The organism is Lentzea sp. NPDC058450 (assembly GCF_042721395.1).
Taxonomy (GTDB): Bacteria; Actinomycetota; Actinomycetes; order Mycobacteriales; family Pseudonocardiaceae; genus Lentzea.
Genome location: NZ_JBHXLO010000032.1, coordinates 34,364 through 57,880, shown reverse-complemented (window position 1 = coordinate 57,880; position 23,517 = coordinate 34,364). Strand labels below are relative to the sequence as shown.

19 protein-coding genes are annotated in these 23,517 nt (G+C 68.2%); 2 read left to right on the top strand and 17 right to left on the bottom strand.

Annotated features, from left to right (window positions below; all coding sequences use genetic code 11):
- Positions 1-280 precede the first annotated feature (280 nt).
- Genes ACFWNN_RS36185 through ACFWNN_RS36175 form a run of 3 tightly spaced genes read right to left on the bottom strand, consistent with a single transcriptional unit; the run spans position 281 to position 2,810 of the window.
- Complete coding sequence (locus ACFWNN_RS36185; RefSeq protein WP_382444456.1) at positions 281-1,126, bottom strand: ABC transporter permease; 846 nt, start codon at positions 1,124-1,126, stop codon at positions 281-283.
- Positions 1,123-1,896: an ABC transporter permease gene (locus tag ACFWNN_RS36180; RefSeq protein WP_382444455.1), complete on the bottom strand. Its 774-nt coding sequence runs from the start codon at positions 1,894-1,896 to the stop codon at positions 1,123-1,125. Before ACFWNN_RS36180 ends, ACFWNN_RS36185 begins: the two co-directional genes overlap by 4 nt.
- Positions 1,896-2,810: an ABC transporter ATP-binding protein gene (locus ACFWNN_RS36175; RefSeq protein WP_382444454.1), complete on the bottom strand. Its 915-nt coding sequence runs from the start codon at positions 2,808-2,810 to the stop codon at positions 1,896-1,898. The genes ACFWNN_RS36180 and ACFWNN_RS36175 overlap by 1 nt, the downstream gene beginning before the upstream one ends.
- Positions 2,811-2,866: 56 nt before the next feature.
- On the opposite strand from ACFWNN_RS36175, the gene ACFWNN_RS36170 reads away from it, so the two are divergent.
- Positions 2,867-3,484 carry a GNAT family N-acetyltransferase gene (locus tag ACFWNN_RS36170; protein ID WP_382444453.1) on the top strand — a complete coding sequence of 206 codons (618 nt, stop codon included), beginning with the start codon at positions 2,867-2,869 and terminating at the stop codon, positions 3,482-3,484.
- 485 nt (positions 3,485-3,969) lie between these two features.
- On the opposite strand, the gene ndk is transcribed toward ACFWNN_RS36170, so the two are convergent.
- Positions 3,970-4,380: a nucleoside-diphosphate kinase gene (ndk, locus tag ACFWNN_RS36165; protein ID WP_330270318.1), complete on the bottom strand. Its 411-nt coding sequence runs from the start codon at positions 4,378-4,380 to the stop codon at positions 3,970-3,972.
- Positions 4,381-4,514: 134 nt separating this feature from the next.
- Here ndk and ACFWNN_RS36160 point away from each other — a divergent pair, with 134 nt between their 5' ends.
- A complete protein-coding gene (locus ACFWNN_RS36160; protein ID WP_382444452.1) occupies positions 4,515-5,132 on the top strand; it encodes a hypothetical protein in 618 nt (205 codons plus the stop codon).
- Here ACFWNN_RS36160 and ACFWNN_RS36155 read toward each other — a convergent pair.
- The 13 genes from ACFWNN_RS36155 to ACFWNN_RS36095 all read right to left on the bottom strand — a co-directional run bounded on the left by ACFWNN_RS36155 (position 5,129) and on the right by ACFWNN_RS36095 (position 23,508).
- Positions 5,129-6,571 (bottom strand): DHA2 family efflux MFS transporter permease subunit, encoded by a 1,443-nt coding sequence (locus tag ACFWNN_RS36155; RefSeq protein WP_382444451.1) that lies wholly within the window; start codon positions 6,569-6,571, stop codon positions 5,129-5,131. The two genes, ACFWNN_RS36160 and ACFWNN_RS36155, sit on opposite strands and share 4 nt — an antisense overlap.
- 40 nt (positions 6,572-6,611) lie before the next feature.
- On the bottom strand, positions 6,612-7,094 hold the full coding sequence (locus tag ACFWNN_RS36150) for a MarR family winged helix-turn-helix transcriptional regulator (protein WP_382444450.1): 483 nt from the start codon (positions 7,092-7,094) through the stop codon (positions 6,612-6,614).
- 50 nt (positions 7,095-7,144) lie between these two features.
- Positions 7,145-12,544, bottom strand: coding sequence for a pullulanase-type alpha-1,6-glucosidase (pulA, locus tag ACFWNN_RS36145; RefSeq protein ID WP_382444449.1), 5,400 nt, complete (start codon positions 12,542-12,544; stop codon positions 7,145-7,147).
- A 94-nt stretch (positions 12,545-12,638) separates the two neighbouring features.
- Positions 12,639-13,883 (bottom strand): hypothetical protein, encoded by a 1,245-nt coding sequence (locus tag ACFWNN_RS36140; RefSeq protein ID WP_382444448.1) that lies wholly within the window; start codon positions 13,881-13,883, stop codon positions 12,639-12,641.
- Positions 13,884-13,905: 22 nt separating this feature from the next.
- Entirely contained in the window at positions 13,906-15,414 is a 1,509-nt protein-coding gene (locus ACFWNN_RS36135; protein WP_382444447.1) for an alkaline phosphatase D family protein, read from the bottom strand.
- Positions 15,415-15,465: 51 nt separating this feature from the next.
- On the bottom strand, positions 15,466-15,888 hold the full coding sequence (locus ACFWNN_RS36130; protein ID WP_382444446.1) for a hypothetical protein: 423 nt from the start codon (positions 15,886-15,888) through the stop codon (positions 15,466-15,468).
- A gap of 43 nt (positions 15,889-15,931) precedes the next feature.
- Entirely contained in the window at positions 15,932-16,630 is a 699-nt protein-coding gene (locus ACFWNN_RS36125; protein ID WP_382444445.1) for an ESX secretion-associated protein EspG, read from the bottom strand.
- 1 nt (position 16,631) lies between these two features.
- Positions 16,632-17,948, bottom strand: a complete 1,317-nt coding sequence (locus tag ACFWNN_RS36120) for a hypothetical protein (RefSeq protein WP_382444444.1) — start codon at positions 17,946-17,948, stop codon at positions 16,632-16,634.
- On the bottom strand, positions 17,945-18,547 hold the full coding sequence (locus tag ACFWNN_RS36115; RefSeq protein WP_382444443.1) for a DUF3558 domain-containing protein: 603 nt from the start codon (positions 18,545-18,547) through the stop codon (positions 17,945-17,947). The genes ACFWNN_RS36120 and ACFWNN_RS36115 overlap by 4 nt, the downstream gene beginning before the upstream one ends.
- Positions 18,548-18,597: 50 nt before the next feature.
- Positions 18,598-18,897, bottom strand: a complete 300-nt coding sequence (locus ACFWNN_RS36110; protein WP_382444442.1) for a PE domain-containing protein — start codon at positions 18,895-18,897, stop codon at positions 18,598-18,600.
- Between the two features lie 221 nt (positions 18,898-19,118).
- Positions 19,119-19,541, bottom strand: a complete 423-nt coding sequence (locus ACFWNN_RS36105) for a DUF4233 domain-containing protein (RefSeq protein ID WP_382444441.1) — start codon at positions 19,539-19,541, stop codon at positions 19,119-19,121.
- The gene (locus tag ACFWNN_RS36100; RefSeq protein ID WP_382444440.1) at positions 19,538-20,875 is read right to left on the bottom strand and encodes a bifunctional folylpolyglutamate synthase/dihydrofolate synthase; all 1,338 of its coding nucleotides are present in this window, start codon (positions 20,873-20,875) and stop codon (positions 19,538-19,540) included. The genes ACFWNN_RS36105 and ACFWNN_RS36100 overlap by 4 nt, the downstream gene beginning before the upstream one ends.
- 5 nt (positions 20,876-20,880) lie before the next feature.
- Complete coding sequence (locus ACFWNN_RS36095) at positions 20,881-23,508, bottom strand: valine--tRNA ligase (RefSeq protein WP_382444439.1); 2,628 nt, start codon at positions 23,506-23,508, stop codon at positions 20,881-20,883.
- Positions 23,509-23,517: the final 9 nt, after the last annotated feature.

Sequence of the window (23,517 nt, the reverse complement as noted above, 5' to 3'; positions counted from 1 at the left end):
GGAGCTCGACCGGCCGCAGGCGAGGCGCTCTCGGCTCGCCACGACGCCCGCCCCACGCAGCGGCGAAGCCGGGGCCCGCTTCCTCCCCCGCACGTCCAAGCCGTGTGGGGACGTGCCGTGTCAACCCGGCCACGCACGCTGGAGCCAAGGGCTTGGCTTCGCGTGCGAGGTGCTACCACTCGTGGCTCGGCCGAGCGTTCAGCCAGGCCTTCCCCGACCGCCGGCTCACCTGGCGAGCGCTAACGAAGGCCGAACCGCCCCACCCGGGCCGAATCGGCGGTCAGTCCAGCAACAACTTGCCCAGACGGCGTGCCGCGACCACCGTTCCCACGGCCGAGAGCAGGGCGAAGTACGCGACGTGGCCGAGCATGCCCCAGCCCACGACGCCCAGCGTGAGGCCGCGCATCAGCTCGACCGCGTGGTAGAGCGGCGTCCACGAGACGACCGTCTGCAGCCAGCCCGGGTAGACGCTGAGCGGGTAGAAGGTGGTCGAGAACAGGAACATCGGCAGCACCGCGAGCTGCACCAGGTCGAAGTCCTGCCACGACCGCATGAACGTCGTGGCCGCCATGCCGACCGCCGCGAACGCGAACGCCACCAGCAGCGCGGCGGGCAACGCGAGCAGCGCCCATGGCGAGAAGACCAGGCCCATGCCGAGCATGACCGCGATGAAGCCTGCCGAGTACAGGCCGCCGCGCAGCAGCGCCCACGAGATCTCGCCGATCGCGATGTCCATCGGGCCCATAGGGGTCGTCAGCATCGCGTCGTAGAGCTTCGCGTACTTGAACTTGAAGAACACGTTGAACGTCGCGTCGTACACGGCGCCGTTCATCGCGCTGGCCGCCAGCAGCGCCGGCGCGACGAACGCCGCGTAGCTGACCGGCTGCCCGTCCGGCCCGACGACGGAGTTCACCATCTGCCCGAACCCGAGGCCCAGCGACCACAGGAACAGCATCGGCTCGAACGCCCCGCCGACCAGCACGAACCACGCGCGCCGGTTCACCATCGCGGACCGTTCGACGAGTTTGCTGGCCTTGCCGCCGTAGAGCCCCGGCGGGATCACCCGCCACAACAGCCCCACACTGGCGGGCCGGGCCCGGTCGGCGCGGTCGAGGGTCTGCGTCATACCGCCAGCCTCCGGTGGAAGAACTTCACGCCGAGCACGATCCCCGCGCTGATCAGCGCCCCGAGGTACGCGAGGTGTCCCAACGCCGGTAAGAGGTCCAGCGTGCCGAACGTCGCGCCGCGCGCGAGCTCGATGCCGTGCCACGCGGGCGTCAGCCACACCACCGGCACCAGCCAGTCCGGCAGCTGGCTGACCGGGAAGAACGCGCCGGTGAACAACGTCATCGGCATGAGCACGAACCGGAAGATGTTGTTGAAGGCCTCCGGCTTCTCCAGCGTGGCGCTGTAGGCGATCAGCGGCACGCCGAACGCGAGCCCCGCCAACGTTCCGGCCAGGATCGCCAGCACGATCCCCGGCCCGGCCGCCGCGCCGAGGACGGCGGCGATCCCCACGAACACCACCGACCGCAGCAAGAGCTGCGAGCTCAGCCACATCACCTGCGAGTAGAGCACCTGCGCGGGCGTGATCGGCGTGGCCACCATGGCGATGAACGACTTCTGCCACATGAACTGCGACATGACCGGGAACGTCGACTCGAACGTCGCCCCCTGCACCGCCGTGACCACCACCAGCGCGGGCGCGAGGTACTGCAGGTACGGCACTCCGCCGATCAACGCCGTCGACTGCACCTGCGACCCGAACCCGACGCCCAGCGCCAGCAGGAACAACACCGGCGTGAGGAAGCCCGACACGGCCGTGGCCCGCCAGTTGCGCCGGTACCACGTCCAGGTCTTCTCGAACCCGAACCAACTCGCCCTGAGCGTCTCCATCAGTCCACCAACGTCCGGCCGGTGAGCCTGAGGAACACGTCCTCCAGCGAACTCCTGCGCACCAGGCTCTGCACGGGCGTCACACCTTGCTCGTGCACTCTCTGCAGCGTCGCCTCACCGTCCTGCGTGTACAGCAGCAGCCGGTCCGGCAGCACCTCGACCCGGTCGGCGAACCTCGTGAGGTCGGGTTTCTCCTCGTCGGGCTGGAACCGCAGCTCCAGCACCTCCCTGGTCGAGTACCGGGTGATCAGCTCCTTGGGCGACCCCTCGGCCGCGATCCGGCCTCCGTCCATCACCACGAGCCGGTCGCACAGCTGCTCGGCCTCGTCCATGTAGTGCGTGGTGATGATGAGCGTGACGCCGTCCTGCTTCAGCCGGAACAGCCTGTCCCACAACAGATGTCGCGCCTGCGGGTCCAAACCGGTCGTGGGTTCGTCCAGCAGCAGGAGCTCCGGGTCGTTGACGAGCGACCGCGCGATCGTGAGCCTGCGCTTCATGCCGCCGCTGAGGGGCTCCACCTCGTGGTCCGCCCGGTCCGCGAGCTGCGCGAACTCCAGCAGCTCCAGCGCTTTCTCCCGGCACCTCTGCCGCGACATCCCGAAGTACCGGCCGTAGATCTGCAGGTTCTGCCGGACCGTCAGCTCAGTGTCGAGGTTGTCGAGCTGCGGCACCACCCCGAGCCGCGCTCTGATCTTGGGCCCGTCCGTCCCGGGATCCATCCCGAGCACCTTGAGATCGCCCCCGGTGCGCCCGGAGACGCACGAGATCATGCGCATGGTCGACGACTTCCCGGCCCCGTTGGGCCCGAGAAACCCGAACGCCTCACCCCGCCGCACCTCGACGTCGATGCCGCGCACGGCCTCGAACGACCCGAAGTGCTTGGTCAGGGCCTTGGCCTCCACGAGGTTGTCCACCTGCCCGACGTTAACGAACAGGTCCGACAATTTTCACTGCAATTACGATCGACGGCATGACGCTGCGCTGGCTCTCGGAAGCCGACGACCACCTCCGCGCCGAGATCCACGCGGTCGTCCACGACGTCGTGGCCTCGGGCGGCGCGGTCGGCTACCACTCGCCTCCCACTTTCGAGCGAATCTCGACGTGGCTGGACGGCGTCCTGAAGCAGGTCCGCGACGGCGACGCCGCGTTCTGCGCCGTCGAGGTGGACGGCGTCGTGCGCGCGGTGGGCCTGTGGCGCCGGGGTTCGACCGCCGTCTTCCAGCACCGCGCCGAGGTCCAGCAGATCATGGCGCACCCTTCGGCACGCGGCCTCGGACTGGGCAGGCGGGTGATGGAGGGCCTGATCGACCACGCGCGCTCTGCCGGGATCGAGATCCTCATGCTCGGCGTGCGCGGGAACAACCACGGGGCGATCGAGCTGTACGAGACGTTGGGGTTCCGGGAGTGCGGGCGGATGCCGAACGCGATCGCCGTAGGGTCGGAGCGGTGGGACGACGTGTGGATGTACCTGCCGCTCGGCTATCCGGAGGGGACGATGCTGAACGGGGCCGCGGAGGGCGGGCTGGGCAGCAGCCCGAAGCGCGACCGGACTACGGGACCGGAGCGGTCAGCCGATCGGGCCGGATGACGATCGTGCTGACCGTGTGGTTTCCCCACAGGGTCGTGTGGATCAACATCTGCCAGTCGGTCGACAACATCGTGAACTCGGGCACCGTCCTGCAACCGAACCCGTACTCAGGCGGAGGACTCGTAGTACGCGTCAGTGTCGAACTCCTCTTCCTCGCCGGAAACCCAGAGGTTGAACCCGAACAGGCACTCCCGCTGCGAATCGACGAGGTCGTACTCGGTCGCCATCCGCTACCGGTCGGCGTTGATCGGCCCAGCGAATCCGGGGTCGTAGATGTCCGCGGCCTTGGTACCAAAGCGCCGTGCTCGGTCAGGCAGGAAGCCGCACTGCGATCAGGCGGCGTGAGCATCACCGGCCGCTCCTCCGGCACCTCGCAGAACTCCAAGCCCGACGACAGCGGGTTCCGCTTCGTTGACACGCGCGACCCGGAAAATAGCGAACGGCCCCAACCGAATTACTCGGTCGAGGCCGTCGCGAAGCACGGATCAGAGGTTCGGGAACCAGATCTTGATCTCGCGCTCGGCGGACTCGGCCGAGTCGGAGCCGTGCACCAGGTTGTACTGGACCTCGGTGCCGAAGTCGCCGCGGATCGTGCCCGGCGTGGCCTTCTCGACGGGGTCGGTGCCGCCGGCGAGCTGACGGAACGCGGGGATCGCGCGGACGCCCTCGACGACGATGGCGACGAGCGGGCCACCGGTGATGAAGTCGACCAGGTCGCCGTAGAACGACTTGCCGTCGTGCTCCGCGTAGTGCTGCTCGGCGGTGGCGCGGTCGGCGGTGCGGAGCTCCAGCGCAGCGAGCTTGAGGCCCTTGCGCTCGATGCGGGCGATCACCTCGCCGACGAGACCACGGGCAACGCCATCGGGCTTAACGAGAACCAGGGTGCGCTCGGACACGACGGTGTGACTCCTCAAAAAACAGGTACGGGATGTGCCGACAAGGGTAACCGCGCACGTGCGGCACCTTTCGCCAGGGCTGTGACGCGGACTACTAGGCATCCATTGCGAGCCGATGCGACATAGTTCTGCGCGTGAGTGCAAAGCACACGGGTTCCGCCGTGACCGGCGCCGCCGTCCTCTTCGTTCTGCTCAGGCTTCTCGCGGTGTCCGGATACGACTGGCACACGGCGTTCGCGCTACTTCACACGCTCGCATTGGACGACGCGCCCGGCCTGTTCCTCGGCACGTTCATGGCGGACGACCGCATCAGCACGGTCCTGCTGATGATCGTCACCCCGGCGACGTTCTTCTACTTCCTGCGCACCCGCAAGGACCCGGAACGTCCGAACACGACGGCACTTCTCGCGTTGATCGTCCTCATCGCACTCATGGTCAGCCACACCCTGACGTACCACCGCTGGTGGCTGGCGCTGGGTGCCGTGGCGATCGGCGCGGCCATGGTGCTCGCGATCCACAACGCCCGGTGGGTCCTCAAGTGGTTCGCCTGGCTCCTGGCCGGGTCGGCGCTCGCGGTGGCCGCGATCGTCAGCACGCCGTGGGTGCCGAAGGAGCGCATCAACGACAAGGACGAGGTCTACGTCTTCGAGACCAGCCCCGGCTTCCTGAAGGTCCTCGACGCGAAGGACCGGAAGTTCAAGATCCTGCGCACCGAGGACGTTCAGAAGCGGGAAGAGCTCACCGACCACTAGTGCACGAGCACCGGCTGAGCAGAGCGGTCGACCGAAACCTGCCGCAGCACGAACACCGCGAGCCCGAGAGCCACCGTCACCAGCGCGGCCGAGATCCAGAACGCCAGGTGGAACCCGGCGGTCAGCGCCTCCAGCCGGCCGACGCCCGAGGCCAGCAGCGACGACGTGTACGAGGTCGAGGTCGTGGCCAGCACGGCCAACCCCAAGGCACCGCCCACCTGCGCGGTCGTGTTCACGAGACCGGACGCCAGGCCGGCCTCGTCGTGCGAGGCGCCGGACATCGCCAGCGACATCAAAGCCGGGAACGACAGCCCCAGCCCGATGCCGAGAGGTGCCACCGCGGGCAGGATGTGCGCGACGTAGGAGCCGTCGACCGGCACCTGCGTGAACACCAGCATCCCGGCGAGCATGAACAGCAGGCCGACGATCAGCATGTTGCGTTCGCCGTACCGCGAGTTCAGCCGGGCCGACAGCGACACCGAGAACAACGCGATGGCGCCGGCGACGGGCATGAAGGCCAGGCCGATCTGCAACGGCGTGTACTGCAGCACGAGCTGCATGTACAAGGTGCCGAGGAAGAACAGGCCGAACATGCCCGCGACCATCGAGATCTGCACGAGGTTCGCGCCGGTCACGTTGCGGGAGCGGAACACCCGCAACGGCAGCAAGGGCTTCGCAGCGGTCCGTTGGCGCACAACGAATCCCACCAACAACGCGACGGCAACGGCACCAAGCCCCAGCGTGTGCGCGGAACCGAAGCCGTAGTGCTCCGCCTTGACGATCGTGTACACGCCGAGCATCACCGCGGCCACGATCAACAGCGCGCCGATGACGTCCGCGCCCTCACGCAACCCGAGTCCGACCGAGTCGGGCACAAGACGCACGGCGGCGACGGCCGCGACGAGCCCGATCGGGATGTTCACGAAGAAGATCCAGTGCCACGACATGGCGTCGGTGAGCACACCGCCCAGCAGCAGCCCGAGTGACGCACCGGCAGCGGCGACGAAGCTGAAGACGCCGATCGCACGGCGCTGCTCCCCCGGCTCCGGGAACATCGTCACGACCATCCCCAGGGTCACCGACGTCGCCAGCGCACCGCCCGCACCCTGCACGAACCGCGACACGATCAGCATCTCGGCGCTGAACGACAGCCCGCACAGCAGCGAGGCCACCGTGAACACGCCGAGGCCGATCAGGAACACCTTCTTGTGCCCGATGAGGTCGCCGAGACGACCCGCGAGCAGCAGCAGACCGCCGTAGGCGATCAGGTACGCGTTCACGACCCACGCGAGCCCGGCCTGGCCGAACCGCAGGTCCTCCGCGATGGCGGGCAGCGCGACGTTCACGATCGTCTGGTCCAGCACGATCATCAACATCCCCGCGCACAGCACGATCAGCGCGAGCCAGCGCGCGTCCGTTCTCGATCCCCCTGAAGTCATAAGAGGAACCGTAACAGATAGTTTTGTACGGGACTATCTTCTACCCAACCGCATGACGCAGAGCACGTTTGCGCGGCGGCTTCTCACACGGAGGCGGGGTGCTCAGGCGACCTTCGACCAGCCGGGTCAGGCCTCCGACCAGGCCCGATCGTTCGTCAGCCGGCAGCGAGCCGAGCACGCTGCTCACGACGTCCTCGTACACCTCGTCGGCCTTGAGAGTGATCGCACGGCCGGTCTCGGTCACCACCACCACGCGGGCACGACGGTCGGTGGGCGACGGCTTGCGCTCGGCGTAACCGGCGGATTCGAGCGCATCCAGGGTGACGACCATGGTCGTCTTGTCGATGCCGACGCGATCGGCGATCTCGATCTGCGTGAGCTCCGCGTCGAGCGCGCTCGCCAGAACGCAGCGGGCTCGCGGAGTCAGTCCGATCTCCGCGAGCCTCGCCGTCAGCTCTGTCTCGAGCGCGTGCGACGTCCGATGCAGCAGCATCATCAGGTCAGTACACCCCGTCGTGCCCATGGACCCAACGGTAGCAAACTAATCTGAAACAAAACTGTTTCTCAGCGGGACTATCGCTCCAGCACGACCACCGACCGCGCCGCACCCGCCTTCTTCTCGCTGGTCAGCGGCTTCCACCCGTCACCCGGCAACGCGATCGTCTTGTCCGTCGGGAACGGGTTGATCACCACGAGCAGCCCGCGCCTCGCCGGATCGACGTCCGGTCCGACGGTGTCGTCGACGTGCATGACGATCAGGCCGGACTCCGCGGCCGGGAACGACACCTTCTGCTGCACCAGGTCCGCCGACCCCAGCGAGAACAACGGGGACTTCTGGCGGATTCGCAGCAACTCCAGCGTCGCGTCCAGCGAGGCCTTCATGTCGGACGACGCAGGCTTCGCCAGGCCCAGCAACGGCTTCGCGTACGGCCACTTCGCCTCGTTGTCGGCCTTGGGCGGCAATCCGCGCCCGAAACCGTTGTCGCGCAACGACGGGTCGTAGGCGTTGAACCAGTCACCCGAGTCGTAGCTGTTGCGGTCCAACGACTTCGACCGCAGGAACTCGGTGCCCGCGTGCACGAACGGCCGCCCCTGCCCCAGCAACGCCGGCGCCAGCGAGACCGTCTGCATCTTCACCCGGTCGGCCATCGACGTCTCGGGCTTCAGCTTGAACATCAACGCGTCGAACAACGCCTCGTTGTCGTGCGCGTCGACGTACGTGATGGCCTCCAACGGCTGCCCGGTGTACCCGGCGGGTGAGCCGTTGTACTGCACGTCCCGCCCGGCGACGACCGGCCCGGCCGTGGACTGGAAGCGGTACGACGCCATGTTGCCCGCCATGCCGAGCTTCACCAGGTCGCTGTAGTTCTCCAGGCGTTGAGCCACGTTCCCGTTGGCGGGAGACGAGTTCACGTCCCCGGCCAGCCCGGAGCCGATGCCCTGCACGCGCGGGTCGTCGTCGAACGGCCCGCCGCCGCGCACGGCGTCACGCAGCCGGTCGGAGAACGTGCCGACGCCCGTGCCCGCCATGTTCGCCTGCGTGGCCTGCTCGAACCGGGCGTTGCCGGCGACCTCGCCGAAGTCCCAGCCCTCGCCGTAGACGCCGATCTTGCGCCCGTCCACACCGTCCTTCTGAACAGTCAGCGCGTCCAGGGCGGCGCGCACCGCGAGGATGTTCGCCTTCGGGTGGTGGCCCATCAGGTCGAACCGGAACCCGTCGACCTTGTAGTTCTTCGCCCAGCGCACGACCGAGTCCACGACGAGTTTGCCCATCATGGCGTTCTCGGTCGCGGTGTTCGCGCAGCACGTGGAGTTCGCGACCGAGCCGTCGAGGTTGAGCCGCTGGTAGTAGCCGGGCACGACCTTGTCCAGCACGGACGTCGGTGCGTCGCCGAACGCCGCCGTGTGGTTGTAGACGACGTCCACCACCACGCGGTTGCCGTTGTCGTGCAACGACTTCACCATCTCGCGGTACTGCTTCGAGCGTGCCGCGCCGTTCTGCGCGTCCGCCGTGGCGTACGAGCCCTCGGGCACGTCGTAGTGGAACGGGTCGTAGCCCCAGTTGAAGCCGTCCTTGGCCGCGACCGCACCCACGCAGGCCTGCTGCTGGTCCGAGTCGGCGGGCAGCGACGGGAGGTCACAGGCCGGGGTGGTCTGGTCGGAGCGCTTCTCGGGGATGGTGGCGATGTCGAACGTCGGCAGCAGGTGCACGGTGTCCATGCCCGCCGCGGCCAGCGTCTTCAGGTGCTTCATGCCGGTCGAGTCGCGGTGCGTGAACGCCTTGTAGGTGCCGCGATCGGCCGCCGGCACGGACTGGTCGTTGATCGAGAAGTCGCGCACGTGCAGTTCGGTGATCGCGCCGCCCATGCCCTTCGCGACGTCCTTCGACCATCCGGCAGGCATCGTGCGGCTGTCCTTCAGGTCGGCGAACTGCGAGTGCGTCGAGTTCACCGACAACGCCACCGAGTACGGGTCGGTGACCACGACCGTGCGCTGCCAGTTGGTGACCTCGAACTGGTAGTACTCGTTCTTCCAGTCACCGGAACCCGTCCACGAACCGGACGCGTCGTCACGCTTGAGCTGCACGACCTTGCGCGGTTCGCCGGAGGGCTGGTCGAACAGCCGCAGCTTCACGTTCTGAGCCGTCGGCGCCCACAGCCGGACCGACGCGCGGTCACGGTCGAACGTGGGTCCGAACGTCAGTTTCGTCGCGGCGGAAGCGAACCGGTCGTCCAGCACGCCCGCGATCTGCACGCTCGTGCGGTGCCGGATCGCCCCGCCCGCGTCGACGTGCACGGCGGACAGCTTGTCCCGCAACGCCTCGTCGACGAACCCGCGCACGGCGAACACCGGCTTTCCGCGAAGGTGCGGGAACTGCGCCGGCACCTCCTCGGTCGTGGGCGTCAGCCGCAGCACGCGAGAGCCGTACTCGAGCCGGTAGCCGTCGGACTGCACCGAGGGCACGTCCCAGACGACCTTGTCCTTCGAGATCCAGATCGCCTTGGCCTTCGTCAGGTCGTCATCGGCGGCCGGACCGGCGTTCGGCGGCAGCAGGTAGGTCTCGTTCCCCTGCAACTGCCACACCTCGTTGCCCTTCTGCCCCAGGTCGAGGAACTGGTCGGGGCCGGGGTCCTTGGTGTCGCCGCGGTGGATGATGTAGCTCAGGCCCGCCGCGCCGGCCGCGAGCGGCACCGACCAGTAGACGCCGTACGCGTCCCGGCCGTCCGGCACGCGGGACTGGTTCCAGCCCGGTGACGGCTCCGCGGAGCCGGTCCAGTGGTACATCGTCCAGTCGGTGTAGTCGCCGTCCGCGCGGTTGTAGTGGATCACCGCCCGGTTCTCGGCGGCAGCGCGAGTGGCGTGCACCTTGCCGTTCGCGACCCACGCGTGGCCGCTGGCGAACTTGCCCGTCGCCTCCACGGTCGTGCCGCGCACGACGGAGAAGTCGGTGGTGGGCGGCAGTTCCGCGATGCCGTTGGTGAACGGCACGTCCCCGCGGCCGGCGACGCGCACGAACGCTCCGGTGGCGTCACCGACGTAGTGCACGACCGCCTTGCCCGTGGCCGCCTGCTCAGCGGCGTACACGGCAGGATCGCCCTGCTTCAGCCAGATCTCGGGCGTCACGCTGGGGTCCACGAACCGGTCGACGGACGTGTCCTTCTCGTCGCCCTTGTGCGCGATGATCCCGACGGACTTGGCGCCCGGCTTCAGCTTCACCCAGGCGAAGCGCCCGTAGGCGCCCTCGCCCGCGAACGGCAGCGGGGAGTTCCACTCGGTCGGCGTCTCCACGTCACCCCAGACGTGCAGGCCCCAGCCGTCGTAGTTGTCGCGCGCGTAGTGCACGACCAGCCAGTCGGGGTTCTTCGTGCCGGGGTCCGGCAACGGCGGCGCGGCGACGAGCGACACGAACGCGCCGTCCGCGCCGATCTCGCCGGACTTCGCGACCACGCGCAGTTCGACGCGCTTGCCGACGGCCGCGCCCGGAAGTGCCGACAGGTCAGCGAACACGCGGTACGGGGCGGCGTCGTCGGTCCCGAGGACGGTCCAGTCCCGGGTGCCCTCGACGCGTGCGGCGAACGTGGCCGCCGCGTTGGGCGCGCCGATGCCGTCCGCGCGCAGTTCGACGCGCTTGTCGAGCACGGTTCCGGCAGCCGGAGCGATCAACGTGGGCGTCGGCTTCGACTTGGCGACGTCGCTCGTTCCCTTGAGCACCACCGTCGACAGCGCGGGCACGGTGACCGTGACGCGGCCGTTCTGGACCTGGGCGTTCTCGAAGCCGGTGGACGACACCGGCACGGTCACGGTCGCGGGTGAGGTGCCCGCGTTGGCGACGACGAGGTGCTCACGGCCGAGGATGCGGCTGAACGCGAAGACGTCGCCGTCGGCATACCGGAGGACCTGGTTGCCGTCGCGCCACACGGGGTCCTTGTCGACCTGTGCCGCCAACGCCTTGAGCTGCTGGTACAGCGGGTGCGAAGTGTTGAAGTTGTCTTGGGCACCGGTGCGGTCGCTCCCGACGAGCTTCTCCGCCATGTACTCCGGCGTCTTCGACGCGAACATGTCCTGACGTGCGAGTTTGTCGCCGCCCGTGCCCGCGAAGCCCTGCTCGTCGCCGTAGTAGACGACCGCGTTGCCGCGCCACAGGTACATGAGCTGGTTGCCGAGCTTGAGGCGGTCGAGCAGCTCCGCGTCCGTGATGCCCGGACGGTCGTTGCGGATCATCCACGCGATGCGGCCCATGTCGTGGTTGCCCAGGAACGTGGGCAGCGACGAGGCGTTGGAGTCGGCGTCGGTGTAGCGGTCGTCGTCCAGCAGGACCTCGCCGAGGCGCTGGGAACCCTTGCCGGACAGGAAGGTCAGCGCGCTGCTCTGGAACGGGAAGTCCAGCGTGGCCTGCATGCGGCCGTCCGTCGTGTACTTCGAGGTGTTCTCCGGGGAGGAGTCGAAGACCTCGCCGAACACGAAGAAGTCCTTCTTGCCCTTGCGGTTCGCGTACTGCTTGACGTGCGGCGCGAGGGCCTGCCAGAACTCCAGGTTGACGTGCTTGACGGTGTCGACGCGGTAGCCGTCGATGTCGAGCGTGTCGATCCAGCTGGTGAAGATGTCCTTCATGCCGTTGACCACGCGCGGGTGCTCGGTCATGAGGTCGTCGAGGCCGGAGAAGTCGCCCTGCTCGCTCGACTCGCCGGAGAACGTCGAGTCGCCGCGGTTGTGGTAGAGCGTGGAGTCGTTGAGCCACAACGGGAACTTCGTCGGGCCGTCCATCACCGGGGTGTACGGGAAAGACTTGTCCGCATCCAGCTTCGGGAAGTCCTTCTTGCCCGCGTAGTCCGCGATGTCGAACGGCTTGCCGGACGCATCGAGGTACGGCTGGGCGCCCGTGCTGACGTACTGGGTCTTGCCCTCCTCGTACTTGATCACGTCGGCGGTGTGGTTCGCGACGATGTCGAAGAAGACCTTGATGCCCCGGCGGTGCGCGTCCTTGATCAGGTCGCGCATCTCCTGCGTGGTGCCGAAGTGCGGGTCGAGCTTGGTGAAGTCGAGCGTCCAGTAGCCGTGGTAGCCGGCGCTGTCGCCCTGGACCCAGCGGTTGAGGAACATCGGCGTCATCCAGATCGCCGTGATGCCCATGCCGTCGAGGTAGTCGAGCTTCTGGCGCAGGCCCTTGAGGTCGCCGCCGTGGTAGAAGCCCTTGTCAGCGGGGTTGAAGCCGTTCTCGGCGGCGTTGCTGCGGCCCCGGTCGTTGCCCGGGTCGCCGTTCGCGAACCGGTCGGGCATCACGAAGTAGAAGCGCTCGCCCCTCAGGTCGTCGCGCTTCGGGGGCAACGCGAGCCGCGCGTCCCCGTCGCGCACCCCCGGCGCTATGTCCACCACCTCGCCCACGGCAAGACGTTGCGGTGGAGCGGCAACGGCCTGGACCGGTGTGAGGGGGATGAGAACCAGTGCAGCGAGCGCGGCGACGACCCGACGCATCGCGACCTCCTTGTCGCAACTTCTTGCAGGGTTGCTGCACGAAACCACGACAAACAGCAGGAAACAATACGTCGGGTCTTGCAAATATTTGCAGTCAGCCTGCCGGACGTCGGTAGGTGATCGCCATCTTGAGCGGATGTGAGCGCCACTCGTTGACCGCCATGCCCGCGATCACACCGATGCCCTCGACGGACTCGGCCGTGGCCGGGGCGCTGCGGCTCGTCGATCCCGCGAGCGGTCCCTCGGTGGGCGCCGGGGCGAACTGGGCGATCACCACCTGCTGGCCCTCGTGCGGCTGCACGGCCAGCAGCACGTGCGGTTCGGCCTGCTCGCTGTCGTTCTCGATCGGCTCCAGGGAGAGGAACTCGCCGCGTTCGGCCGCCACGCCCGCCATCCGGCCCGCCCACTTGAAGGCGTTCATGACGTCGTCGTCGGAGAGCTCGGCGTCGGCTTCCTGGAGGGTGACCTGCTGCAGGCGCGTGCTGTGCGCGGTCATCTGACCGTTGGTGGTGAAGCGGTCGGGGACCATCGCGTCGCCGGTCTCGACGTCGATCATGAGCATGTCGCGGAACCGGGTCTCGGCGAGCGGCGACCTGCCCATGACGCCGCGACCGAGCATTTCGTGCAGCTTCGGGTCGGTGACGCGCCAGAACGTGGTCTGCTCGCCGATGCGGAGCCCGACGAAGTCCTTGACCGGGAGGCTCGGCATGGCCGTGATGAGGCTCTGACCAGGTTCGATCGGCGGCTTCGGGGGCTGCGCGCGGAACGGCGGCAGCGAGGCGAAGCCCGGATCGACCCGTGCGGTGCGCACGACGTGATGCGCCCACGCGCGCACGCGAGTCAACGGGTGGTCGGGGAACCGTGCGTCGTGGCGGGGGTCGTCGCCCGCGTGGAACGGCAGGACGCCCTGCAGCTCCGGCGCGTACGGGTGCTGCATGGTCCAGTTCTCGAACCCGATCTCGGCCGCGAGGACGGCCTCCCGCGCGCCCGTCATGCCGCGTTCCACCGCCCCCAGCTGGAGGACGGCGCTGCTGCTCTCCTTCGGGATGGTGAAGGAGGCGACGAACACCTGGCCGTTCGGCTGGTTCGGCAGCGGCATCTTGATGATCCGCAGCAGCGCCTGCGCTCCCCCGAACTGGACGACGTGGGCCTCGATCAGGCAGCCGGTCTCGCCGTGGATCAGCGCGAGGTCGTGCCTGAGCCTCGGCAGGTCGTCCAGCCCGGCGGGCAGGTCGGGGACCAGGCCGTAGTAGGTCAGTTGGGCCTGGTCACCGCTCTGGTGCTGCCAGGTGTTCTGGTCGAGCTGACGGAAGCCGGTGGTGTCGAACGAGATGGGCACCTCGCCGACACTACGGCCCCGGTCAGGCCGCCCTGAGCGTTTTGGTCCAGAGCGAGGCGCCTGTCGCGTCGCGCAGCCACACCGTGAGCTCGTGCTGCGTCGCCTTGACCTCGCCGAAGTGCTGGAAGTTGTCCAGCGGTGTGGTGTTGGCGGCGGGCGGGGCGTGCACGAACACGGCCTGCGGGCCGAACGTCGGGTCGAGCGTGTTGGGACCGAACGCGCCGGAGTGCAGCGGGCCGGACACGAACTCCCAGAACGGGTCGAAGTCGCCGACGGCCGCACGGTCGGGTGAGTAGTGGTGCGCGGCGGTGTAGTGGACGTCCGCCGTGAGCCACACGGTGTTCTTGACTTTGCGCTTCTTGAGTTCTTTGAGCACCCAGGCGATCTCGTGCTCGCGGCCGTTGGGGGCGCCGGGCAGGCCGTTCGCCACGCCTTCGATGTCGGTGCCGTCCGGTACGGTCAATCCGATGGGCAGATCCGCCGCGATGATCTTCCAGGTGGCGGTGCTGCGGTCAAGGCTGTCGACCAACCATTTCGCCTGCTTGGCGCCCAGGATGACGCCGGGCTTGTCCTTCGGGGAGGTGTTCTTGTCCTTGTAGGTGCGCATGTCGAGCACGAAGATCTCGACGTTGCGGCCGTAGGAGAACTTCCGGTAGACGCGGCCGTCCACCGCGCGCTTCCGGTCGATCGGCATCCACTCGTGGAACGCCTGGAAAGCCCGCTGCGCCAACACGTCCACGCGCTTCTCGGTGTAGAGCGGGTTGTCGAGGATCTCGCCCGGATACCAGTTGTTCGTGACCTCGTGGTCGTCCCACTGCGCGAAGGTGGGTACCTGGGCGGCGAAGCGCTTCACGTTGTCGTCGAGGAAGTTGTAGGCGAACTGGCCGCGGTACTCGTCGAGCGTTTCGGCCACTTTGGACTTCTCTGGCGTGACCAGGTTCCGCCAGATCCGGCCGTCCGGGAGCGTGACGCTCGCCTGCATCGGGTTGTCCGAGTAGACGCTGTCGCCGCTGTGGATGAAGAAGTCGGGCCTGCGGTCGGCCATCGCCTTGAAGATCGGCATGCCGCCGATGTCGGGGTTGATGCCCCAGCCCTGGCCGGCGACGTCACCGGACCAGACGAAGCTGACCTCGTCGCGGCCGATCGGGGCGGTGGAGAAGCTGCCGGTGATCGGTGCGCTGCGGTTGCGGCCGTGCAGGTCCTCGGCCGTGACGCGGTAGTAGGCGGTGCGGCCGGGCAGCAGACCGCTCACCCGGACCTGGCCGGTGCCGCCGGTCTCCGGGGTGAGCACCGGGCCGCGGATCCGGCGCGACAGGCGGAACTTCGGGTCGTTGGACACCTCGACGAGCATCCGCGAGGGCTGGTCGGCGCGCGTCCACACGATGCCGCCGTCCCAGGTGACGTCGCCGGACTGCACGCCGTGGGTGAGGGTCGGACGGCCGGACCTGGCGAGGCTGACGCCACTCGGCACCAGGGCGGCTGCCGTGCCGAGTGCGCCTGCCTTGAACAACGTACGACGGTCGAAGGTCATGCGCGGTTTCTAGTCGCCGCTTCTGGCCTGCGGCGAAACCCGAGGTGAACTTCAGCAGCGCAGGTCCGTCCAGCCCGACACGTAGGTCCCGCCGGGCACGGTCACGCTCGCGACGGCGCGCGTGCAGTTCTGGAGCGTCTTCGAGGGCGCGCCCCAGAGTTCCTGCTTCGTGCCGGTGCGGGACTCGCCGCCGGGGTACTCCTCGGTGCCGTCGATCACCGCGATCCAGTTGGTGACCCGGTAGGTGTGGCCCTGGGCGTAGGAGTCCCAGACCCAGGTGTAGGCGTAGTTGTTGCCGCAGCCGGCGAACTGCTTGACCGAGGCGATCTTGACGCCCTTGTGCAGGACGTACCCGGTCGTGCCGATCTGCTTGGCGGTCGGGCAGCCGGGGACGGTCTCGGCGTGCGCGGTACCCGTGGTGACGGACAGCAGCGTCGCGGCCAGTGCGGCGGCGAGGGCAAGTGGCTTTCTCACAGCCGCGACGCTGCGGCAGTCCGGTTATGCGGCGGTAAATCCCTTACGTCAGGCGCTTGAGCCAGTCGGTGATGATCTGCCGCGACGCCGGCGTCGCGTGCACCCAGGTCTGCTGGTTCTGGTCGGTGTACTTGACCACGAGCCAGCGGCCGTCCTCGAAGTCGATCGTGGTGAGGAACGTCTTGGCGCGCTGCCGGCTCTCCCCGTCGCGCTTGGCCGCGTACAGCTTCGCCGTGCCCTTGCGGGGCTGGGCGAGCAGCTGCCGCAACGAGATCGACGGCGACGCCTTGCCCGGCTGGTGCACGTTGATCTCGCTGGCGTGCACGTTGATCGACGCACCACGCCCCGCCGGCACGTCCGGCAGCTGCATGGCGAGCACCTCCGGCGCGTTCTCCGGCCGGATGGGATGCAACTGCACGAACCCGTTGTCGTGCACCGCAAGCACCCCGTGCTGCGAGTTGGCCGCAACGACCACGGGCCGCGTCTCATGGGGCGTCACCGCGATCCACGCCGAGTAGTCGTGCTCGGCCTTGGCGATCAGGTGCAACGTCCCCCGGACGTCAGGGTGGTCGAGCCCGACCCGCCGCAACTCCCCGATGACGTCGCGCTCGATCAGCACGCGCTCGTCCTCGGTCTCACCGGGCGACTCGACACTCAGAGCCGGGTGGTACTCCCCCAGCTTCTCCTGCTTCCACAACACGTCGAAGGCGAGGTCGGACAGTTGGATGGACGACCGCAGCACGTCACCCCCCGATCGTCGGCGGTGCGACCATCGGCATGTCGCCGATGATCTCGTTCGTGTTCTCCTCGGTGATGAGGTAGTCGGCGCTCTTGTGCTCCAGGTCGTCCTCGCCCTGGCCCTTGGCCCCGTGACCGCCCATCCCGCCCACACCGGCGGCACCACCACGCCCAGCGGCCCCGGCAGCACCACCACCGCGAGCACCAGCACCGGCAGCACTCTCACCCATGCCACCGAACACCCCGGCCTTACCGCCAGGCTGCTGCGAGGCCGAGCCGGCCGATCCAGCACTGCCCATGCCGCCGCCCACACCACCGGCGCCACCGAACTTGCCGGCACCGCCCATGCCACCACCGGCACCACCGCCGCCGCCGAACCGGCCACCACCCGCGCCACCGGGCCCACCGGTGCCGCGCCCTGTGCCACCGGGACCGTTCAGACCACCTGTGGGCGGCCGGACGGGCACGCCGACGGGCGGCAGGCCGGTGTTCGGGGGCCGCTCGATCACGCCGCCGACTGGGGGCTTGCCGGTCAGGTTGGTGTCGACGGGCCGACCGGTGTTGTTGGTGTTGCTCGTGTTCGTGTTGTCCGTCCAGCTCGAGGTGGTCGTGTCCCCGTTGGTGGTGGGAACGGTCCACCCGGTGCCGGTCGGATTCTGCGTGCTGCTGGTGGAACTGGTGGACGACGACCTGGAGGCGCTCGTCCGGTCGACGTTGTTGTTCCAGTTCTTGTCGTCGTCGCCACCACCGTTTTCCTTGATGACCTCGACGTTCAGCGTGTCCGCGACAACGCCTGGGAACTCCTTGGGCAGCTCACCTCGGTTGGTGTTGCTCGCGCTCTGGAACTCCCGGTAGACGGAGCGGTTGTACTCCTCTTCCTTGTTGTACGCGTTGACCTTGTCCTCGGTGTCCGTGTCCCACGGGGTCAGGTCGTCGTACAGGTTCGTGTCCGGCTTGGCAGCCGGCATGTCCTTGAGCTGACCCTTGTTGAGGTTGAACTGGTACACCTGGTTGGAGATCGAGTGGTCGGCCTGCCGCAGCGCGTCCTGCATCTGGATCATGGCCTGGTTGATCGGGTTCGCGGCGGCCTGCGCGGCGTCCGCGCTCGCGCCGGTCCACGCCTCGCCCAGAGTCTCGCCGACCTTCTTCAGCCTGGACTCGATGAGGACGTAGCTCTTCTCCAGTTCCTTGGCCTTGTCCGCAGCGGTCTGCGCCGTACCGGTGCCTTTGCCACCATGCATCTGGGCGTAGATCTCAGCCCCGGAGAAGCCTTCGGCTCGCGAGGTGTCCTCGGAGAAACAGCTGGGCGCGGGTCGTGTCATTTCGCACCTGCCTTGATCGTGGTCATTCCCAGATTCGCGAAGTCGGTCGCGCCGGCGCACGGGTCAGCGAAGTACTTGCTCTTCTCGTCGCTCTGCAGGGAGAACATGATCACCCGATCCTCCGAGACGCCGACGAACAGCTCGCACTTGCCCTTCTTGCGGTTGTCCACGACCATCGCGATGGCCGCGGGGTACCCCTGGACTTCCAGCGGCTCGAACACCGGGTAAGTCGAGTCCTTCTTCGCGTAGAGGGACTCCAGGCCGGTACCCGCCGGGGAAATGATCATGCCGGGCGACATCTCCGCGTCAGTGAACGTGCCGGGCCACGAGCACCCCGCCCCTGCGGACGTCGTGTTCAGCGAGCCCGCAACGCCAGGGAGGCCGAAGGTCTGCAACTGCGCCGCGGTCACCACTCCGCACGGATCGCCCTCGGCGACCTTCACATCGATCGGGTTCGAGATCTTCGGCGCGCCGGCGCTGTTGCTCGTGCTGGTCGGCTGCGACGCAGTGGTCGGCGTGCCGCTGGTACCACCGCTTGTGCCGCATCCCGCCAGCAGAACAAGTGCGGCGGCGCCTGCGACAACGGTTCGGATGCGCAACAGCTCAGTCCTTCGGCTTCGGTGTTCGGCCCTCTGCTGGGTCCGGCGGATCATCCGCTGACCTTGCGGGCGTTCGTCTGCTCGGTCTGCTCGTACTGGGCGAGCGTGGCCTTGAGGTTCTTGATCCGCGTCTTCAAGGTTTCCTGCAACTGCTCGTTCGACGTCTGGTGCGCGGCTCCAGCGGTCACGGCCCAGTTGTTGTAGACGCCGCTCGGCCTGTCCAGGCCTGCCGGCTGAATTGCGACCAGCATGTTGCCCGTGTCGTACGCCTTCACGAGGTCGGCGTGGATCGACTCGTACTCCTTGATGGCAGCGCGCAGCGTCTCGAGATCAACCTTGGTACCGCTCATCCCCAGTGCCTCCCCCGTGCAGATTCGTGCGCCGATCAGCATAGCGCCAGGTCGCGGGACCCGTCCCGGATTCAAAGCACGATCGGGTGAACAAGGCGGAGGCGTGGTTGCATTGCGACAAGCAAGGGCACGTACGACAGTGCCGCCGTTAGCTCATGGCTATTCGGCGGCACCGTAAATGTTCTTTCCGAATTGTTCGAGTGCTTTCACCCGAATGCGAGTCAGGAAGCGGCTGTGCCGTTCTCCTGCTCGGCCTTCGCGGCTGCCTGCTGGGCGGGGAGGCGGCCCTCGGCCATGCGCTTCAGGAGGTCCTTGCGCAGCCAGAGCATGTAGACCCAGACGAGGCCGAAGATCACGCCGATGACGCCCATCGCCGGCAGCAGGAGCCAGGTGGCGATCAGCAGGACGTGCAAGGCCACCACGGCCGGAATGGCCCAGGGGCGGCGGACGAAGGCGCACATGGCGATGAACAGGACGATGAAGCCGAACGCCACGCCGCCCACCAGGGAGTCGACGCCGCCGTGCAGTTTGGCGATGACCGGGAGGGCCAGGGCCACGACGATCACTTCGAGGATGAGGGTGCCGGCCATGATGCCCCGGAACGCCTTCATCGGGTCTTTCTTCAGCGGGGCCGGGGCGGTCATGCCGGTTCCTTCCCGAACAGCGCGCGGGCCTCGCCCGCGGTGACGACGGAGCCGGTGACGATGATGCCGCCGCCGGACTGTTCGTCCTCGGTGAGGTGGATGGCTTCCTCGATGGCGTCGACCAGGCGCGGGCGCACCTCGAAGCGGTCCTCACCGAAGATCGGGACGGCCAGGCCCGCCAGGACGTCCGGGTCCATGGCTCGCGGGGAGGAGTTGGTGGTGATCACCAGTTCCTGCACGACCGGTTCGAGGGCCGAGAGGATGCCTTCGGCGTCCTTGTCGGACATGACGGCGACGACGGCTACGAGCTTGCGGAAGCCGAACTCGGATTCCAGAGCGCGAGCCAATGCCGCGGCGCCGTGCGGGTTGTGCGCGGCGTCCACGAAGACGTTGGGGGCGCTGCGCACCCGCTCCAGGCGGCCCGGGGTGATGACGGACGCGAAGCCCTCGCGGATGAAGTCGATGTTGATCTGGCGGTCGGGGCCCGCGCCGAAGAACGCCTCGACGGCGGCCAGCGCCAGCGCGGCGTTCGCGGCCTGGTGTTCGCCGTGCAGCGGAAGGAAGATGTCCTCGTAGGTGCCGCTGAGGCCCTGCAAGGTGATCATCTGGCCGCCCACGGCCACGGCGCGGGAGACGACGCCGAACTCGCTGCCGAAGCGCGCCACGGTGGCGTCCACCTCGGCCACTCGGGTCAGCAGGACCTTCATGACCTCGGGGGTCTGCTCGCCGATGATGGCGACCGAGCCCGGCTTGATGATGCCGGACTTCTCGACTGCGATGTCCTCGGGGCGGTTGCCCAGGTATTCGGTGTGGTCGACGCCGATCGGGGTCAGCACGGCGACGCGGGTGTCCACGATGGACGTCGCGTCCCACGTGCCGCCCATGCCGACCTCGACCACGGCGACGTCGACCGGCGCGTCCGCGAAGGCCGCGTAGGCCATGCCGGTGAGCACCTCGAACTTGCTCATCCGGATGTCGGACTGCGTGTCGACCATCGCGACGTACGGCTCGATGTCGCGGTAGACCTCGACGTAGCGCTCGGGCGAGATCGGCTCGTTGTCGAGGCTGATGCGTTCGGTCGCGAGCTGCAGGTGCGGGCTCGTGAACCGGCCCGTGCGCAGGCCGATGCGCGTGAAGAGCGCATCGACCATGCGCGACGTCGACGTCTTGCCGTTCGTGCCGGTGAGCTGCACGACCGGGTACGACGTCTGCGGGTCGCCCAGCACGTGGGCGAGCGCCTTGATCCGCTCCAGCGACGGCTCGAGCTTCGTCTCGGGCCACCGCTGGTTGAGCTCGTTCTCGACGTCGAGGAACTCGTCGAGGTTGTTCTCCACTGTGCTTACGCCTCCGGGAGCGCGGCCAGGCGCTCGTTGATGCGGGCGATCTCGGACTCGGCCGTGGCCTTGCGCTCCTCGATCTTGGCGCGGACGTCCGCCGGCGCCTTGGCGAGGAACGCCTCGTTGCCGAGCTTGCCGGACGTCTGCGCCAGTTCCTTCTGCGCCACGGCCAGGTCCTTCGCGAGCCGCTTGCGCTCGGCCGCGACGTCGATCGCGCCGGACAGGTCCAGCTCGACCTTCACCGCGCCCTTGGGCAGGCCGACCTCCAGCGTCGCGGAGACCGTGAACTCCTCACCGGGCTCGGTCAGGCGGGTCATGGACCGCACCGACGGAACCTGGTCCAGCAGCCCGACGCAGCACGCGCCGCGGACCTTGCCCGCGACCTTCTGGCCCGGCTTGAGGCCCTGCTCCGAACGGAACCGGCGGATCTCGGTCGCGAGCTTCTTCAGGCCCTCGATCTCGGCCTTGGCGTCCAGGTCCCGCTCCGCGCCGGACGGCTTCGGCCACTCGGCGACGACGAGCGACTCGCCGCCGGTCAGCGAGGTCCACAGCGTCTCGGTGATGAACGGGATCGACGGGTGCAGCAGGCGCAGCAGGACGTCGAGGACGTGGCCCAGGACGGACTGCGTGGCCTCGGCGCGGCCGTCCGCGATCTGGACCTTCGCGATCTCCAGGTACCAGTCGCAGAACTCGTCCCACGTGAAGCTGTACAGCGCCTCACAGGCACGGGAGAACTGGAACGCCTCGAAGTTCGAGTCCACAGTGGACACGAGTGCGTCGAGCTCGTCCAGGATCCAGCGGTCGGCCGCCGTCAGCTCGTCCCGCGCGGGCAGCGGACGCGCGACCGTCGCGCCGTTGGCCAGCGCGAACCTCGTGGCGTTCCACAGCTTCGTGGTGAAGTTGCGGGACCCGGCCGCCCACTCCTCGGCGACGGCCATGTCCGAACCGGGGTTCGTGCCGCGCAGCAGCGTGAACCGGGTGGCGTCCGCGCCGTAGCGCTCCATCCAGTCGAGCGGGTCGATGCCGTTGCCCTTGGACTTCGACATCTTCTTGCCGTACTGGTCGCGGATCAGGCCGTGCAGGAACACGTGGTCGAACGGCTGGACCTCGTCCATCGCGTACAGACCGAACATCATCATCCGGACGACCCAGAAGAACAGGATGTCGTAGCCGGTCGAGAGAACCGACGTCGGATAGAACTTGCGAAGGTCCTCAGTGGACTCCGGCCAGCCCAGCGTCGAGAACGGCCACAGGCCCGACGAGAACCACGTGTCGAGGACGTCCTCGTCCTGACGCCAGCCCTCACCCGTCGGCACCTCGTCGTCCGGTCCGACGCAGACGACCTCGCCGTTCGGGCCGTAGTAGACCGGGATCCGGTGGCCCCACCACAGCTGGCGCGAGATGCACCAGTCGTGCAGGTTGTCGGTCCAGTCGAAGTAGCGCTTGTTCAGCTCGGCCGGGTGGATCTTGGTGCGGCCGTCGCGCACGGCGGCGGACGCGGCCGCGGCGATGTTCTCGACCTTCACCCACCACTGCAGCGACAGGCGCGGCTCGACGACGGTGTTGCAGCGCGAGCAGTGCCCGACGGAGTGGACGTACGGCCGCTTCTCCGCGACGATCCGGCCCTCGGCGCGCAACGCGGCGACGATCGCCGGACGCGCCTCGAACCGGTCGAGGCCGAGGAACGGGCCGTTCGCGGTGATGACCGCGCGGCCGTCCAGGATCGTGAGGTTCGGCAGGCCGTGGCGCTGGCCGATCTCGAAGTCGTTCGGGTCGTGCGCGGGCGTGACCTTCACGGCGCCGGTGCCGAACTTCGGGTCGACGTGCGCGTCGGCGACGATCGGGATCCGGCGGCCGGTCAGCGGCAGCTCGACCTCGGTGCCGATGAGGTGCCGGTAGCGCTCGTCGTCCGGGTGGACGGCGACCGCGGTGTCGCCCAGCATCGTCTCGGCGCGCGTGGTCGCGACGACGATGGACGCGTCCCCGTCGCCGTAGCGGATCGAGACGAGCTCGCCCTCGTCCTCGCTGTGGTCGACCTCGATGTCGGACAGCGCGGTCTGGCAGCGCGGGCACCAGTTGATGATCCGCTCGGCCTGGTAGATCAGGCCGTCGTCGTACATCTTCTTGAAGATCGTCTGGACGGCGCGGGACAGCCCCTCGTCCATGGTGAAGCGCTCACGCGACCAGTCGATGCCGTCGCCGAGCCGCTTCATCTGGTCGAGGATCTTGCCGCCGTACTCCTCTTTCCACTCCCAGACGCGCTCGACGAACTTCTCGCGCCCGAGGTCCTGCCGCGACAGGCCCTGCTTCGCGAGGTCGCGCTCGACGGCGTTCTGGGTGGCGATGCCCGCGTGGTCCATGCCCGGCAGCCACAGGACCTCGTAGCCCTGCATGCGGCGGCGGCGCGACAGCGCGTCCATCACGCTGTGGTTCATGGCGTGGCCCATGTGCAGCGAGCCGGTGACGTTGGGCGGGGGCAGCACGATCGTGAACGGCGGCTTGTCGCTCTTGACGTCCGCCTCGAAGTACCGCCGGTCGACCCACCGCTGGTACAGCTCCGCCTCTACCTCCGCCGGAGTCCACGCGGCGGGGAGGTCAGGACGCTGGGTTGCGGTGTCGAGTTCAGTCACAGCCGAGAA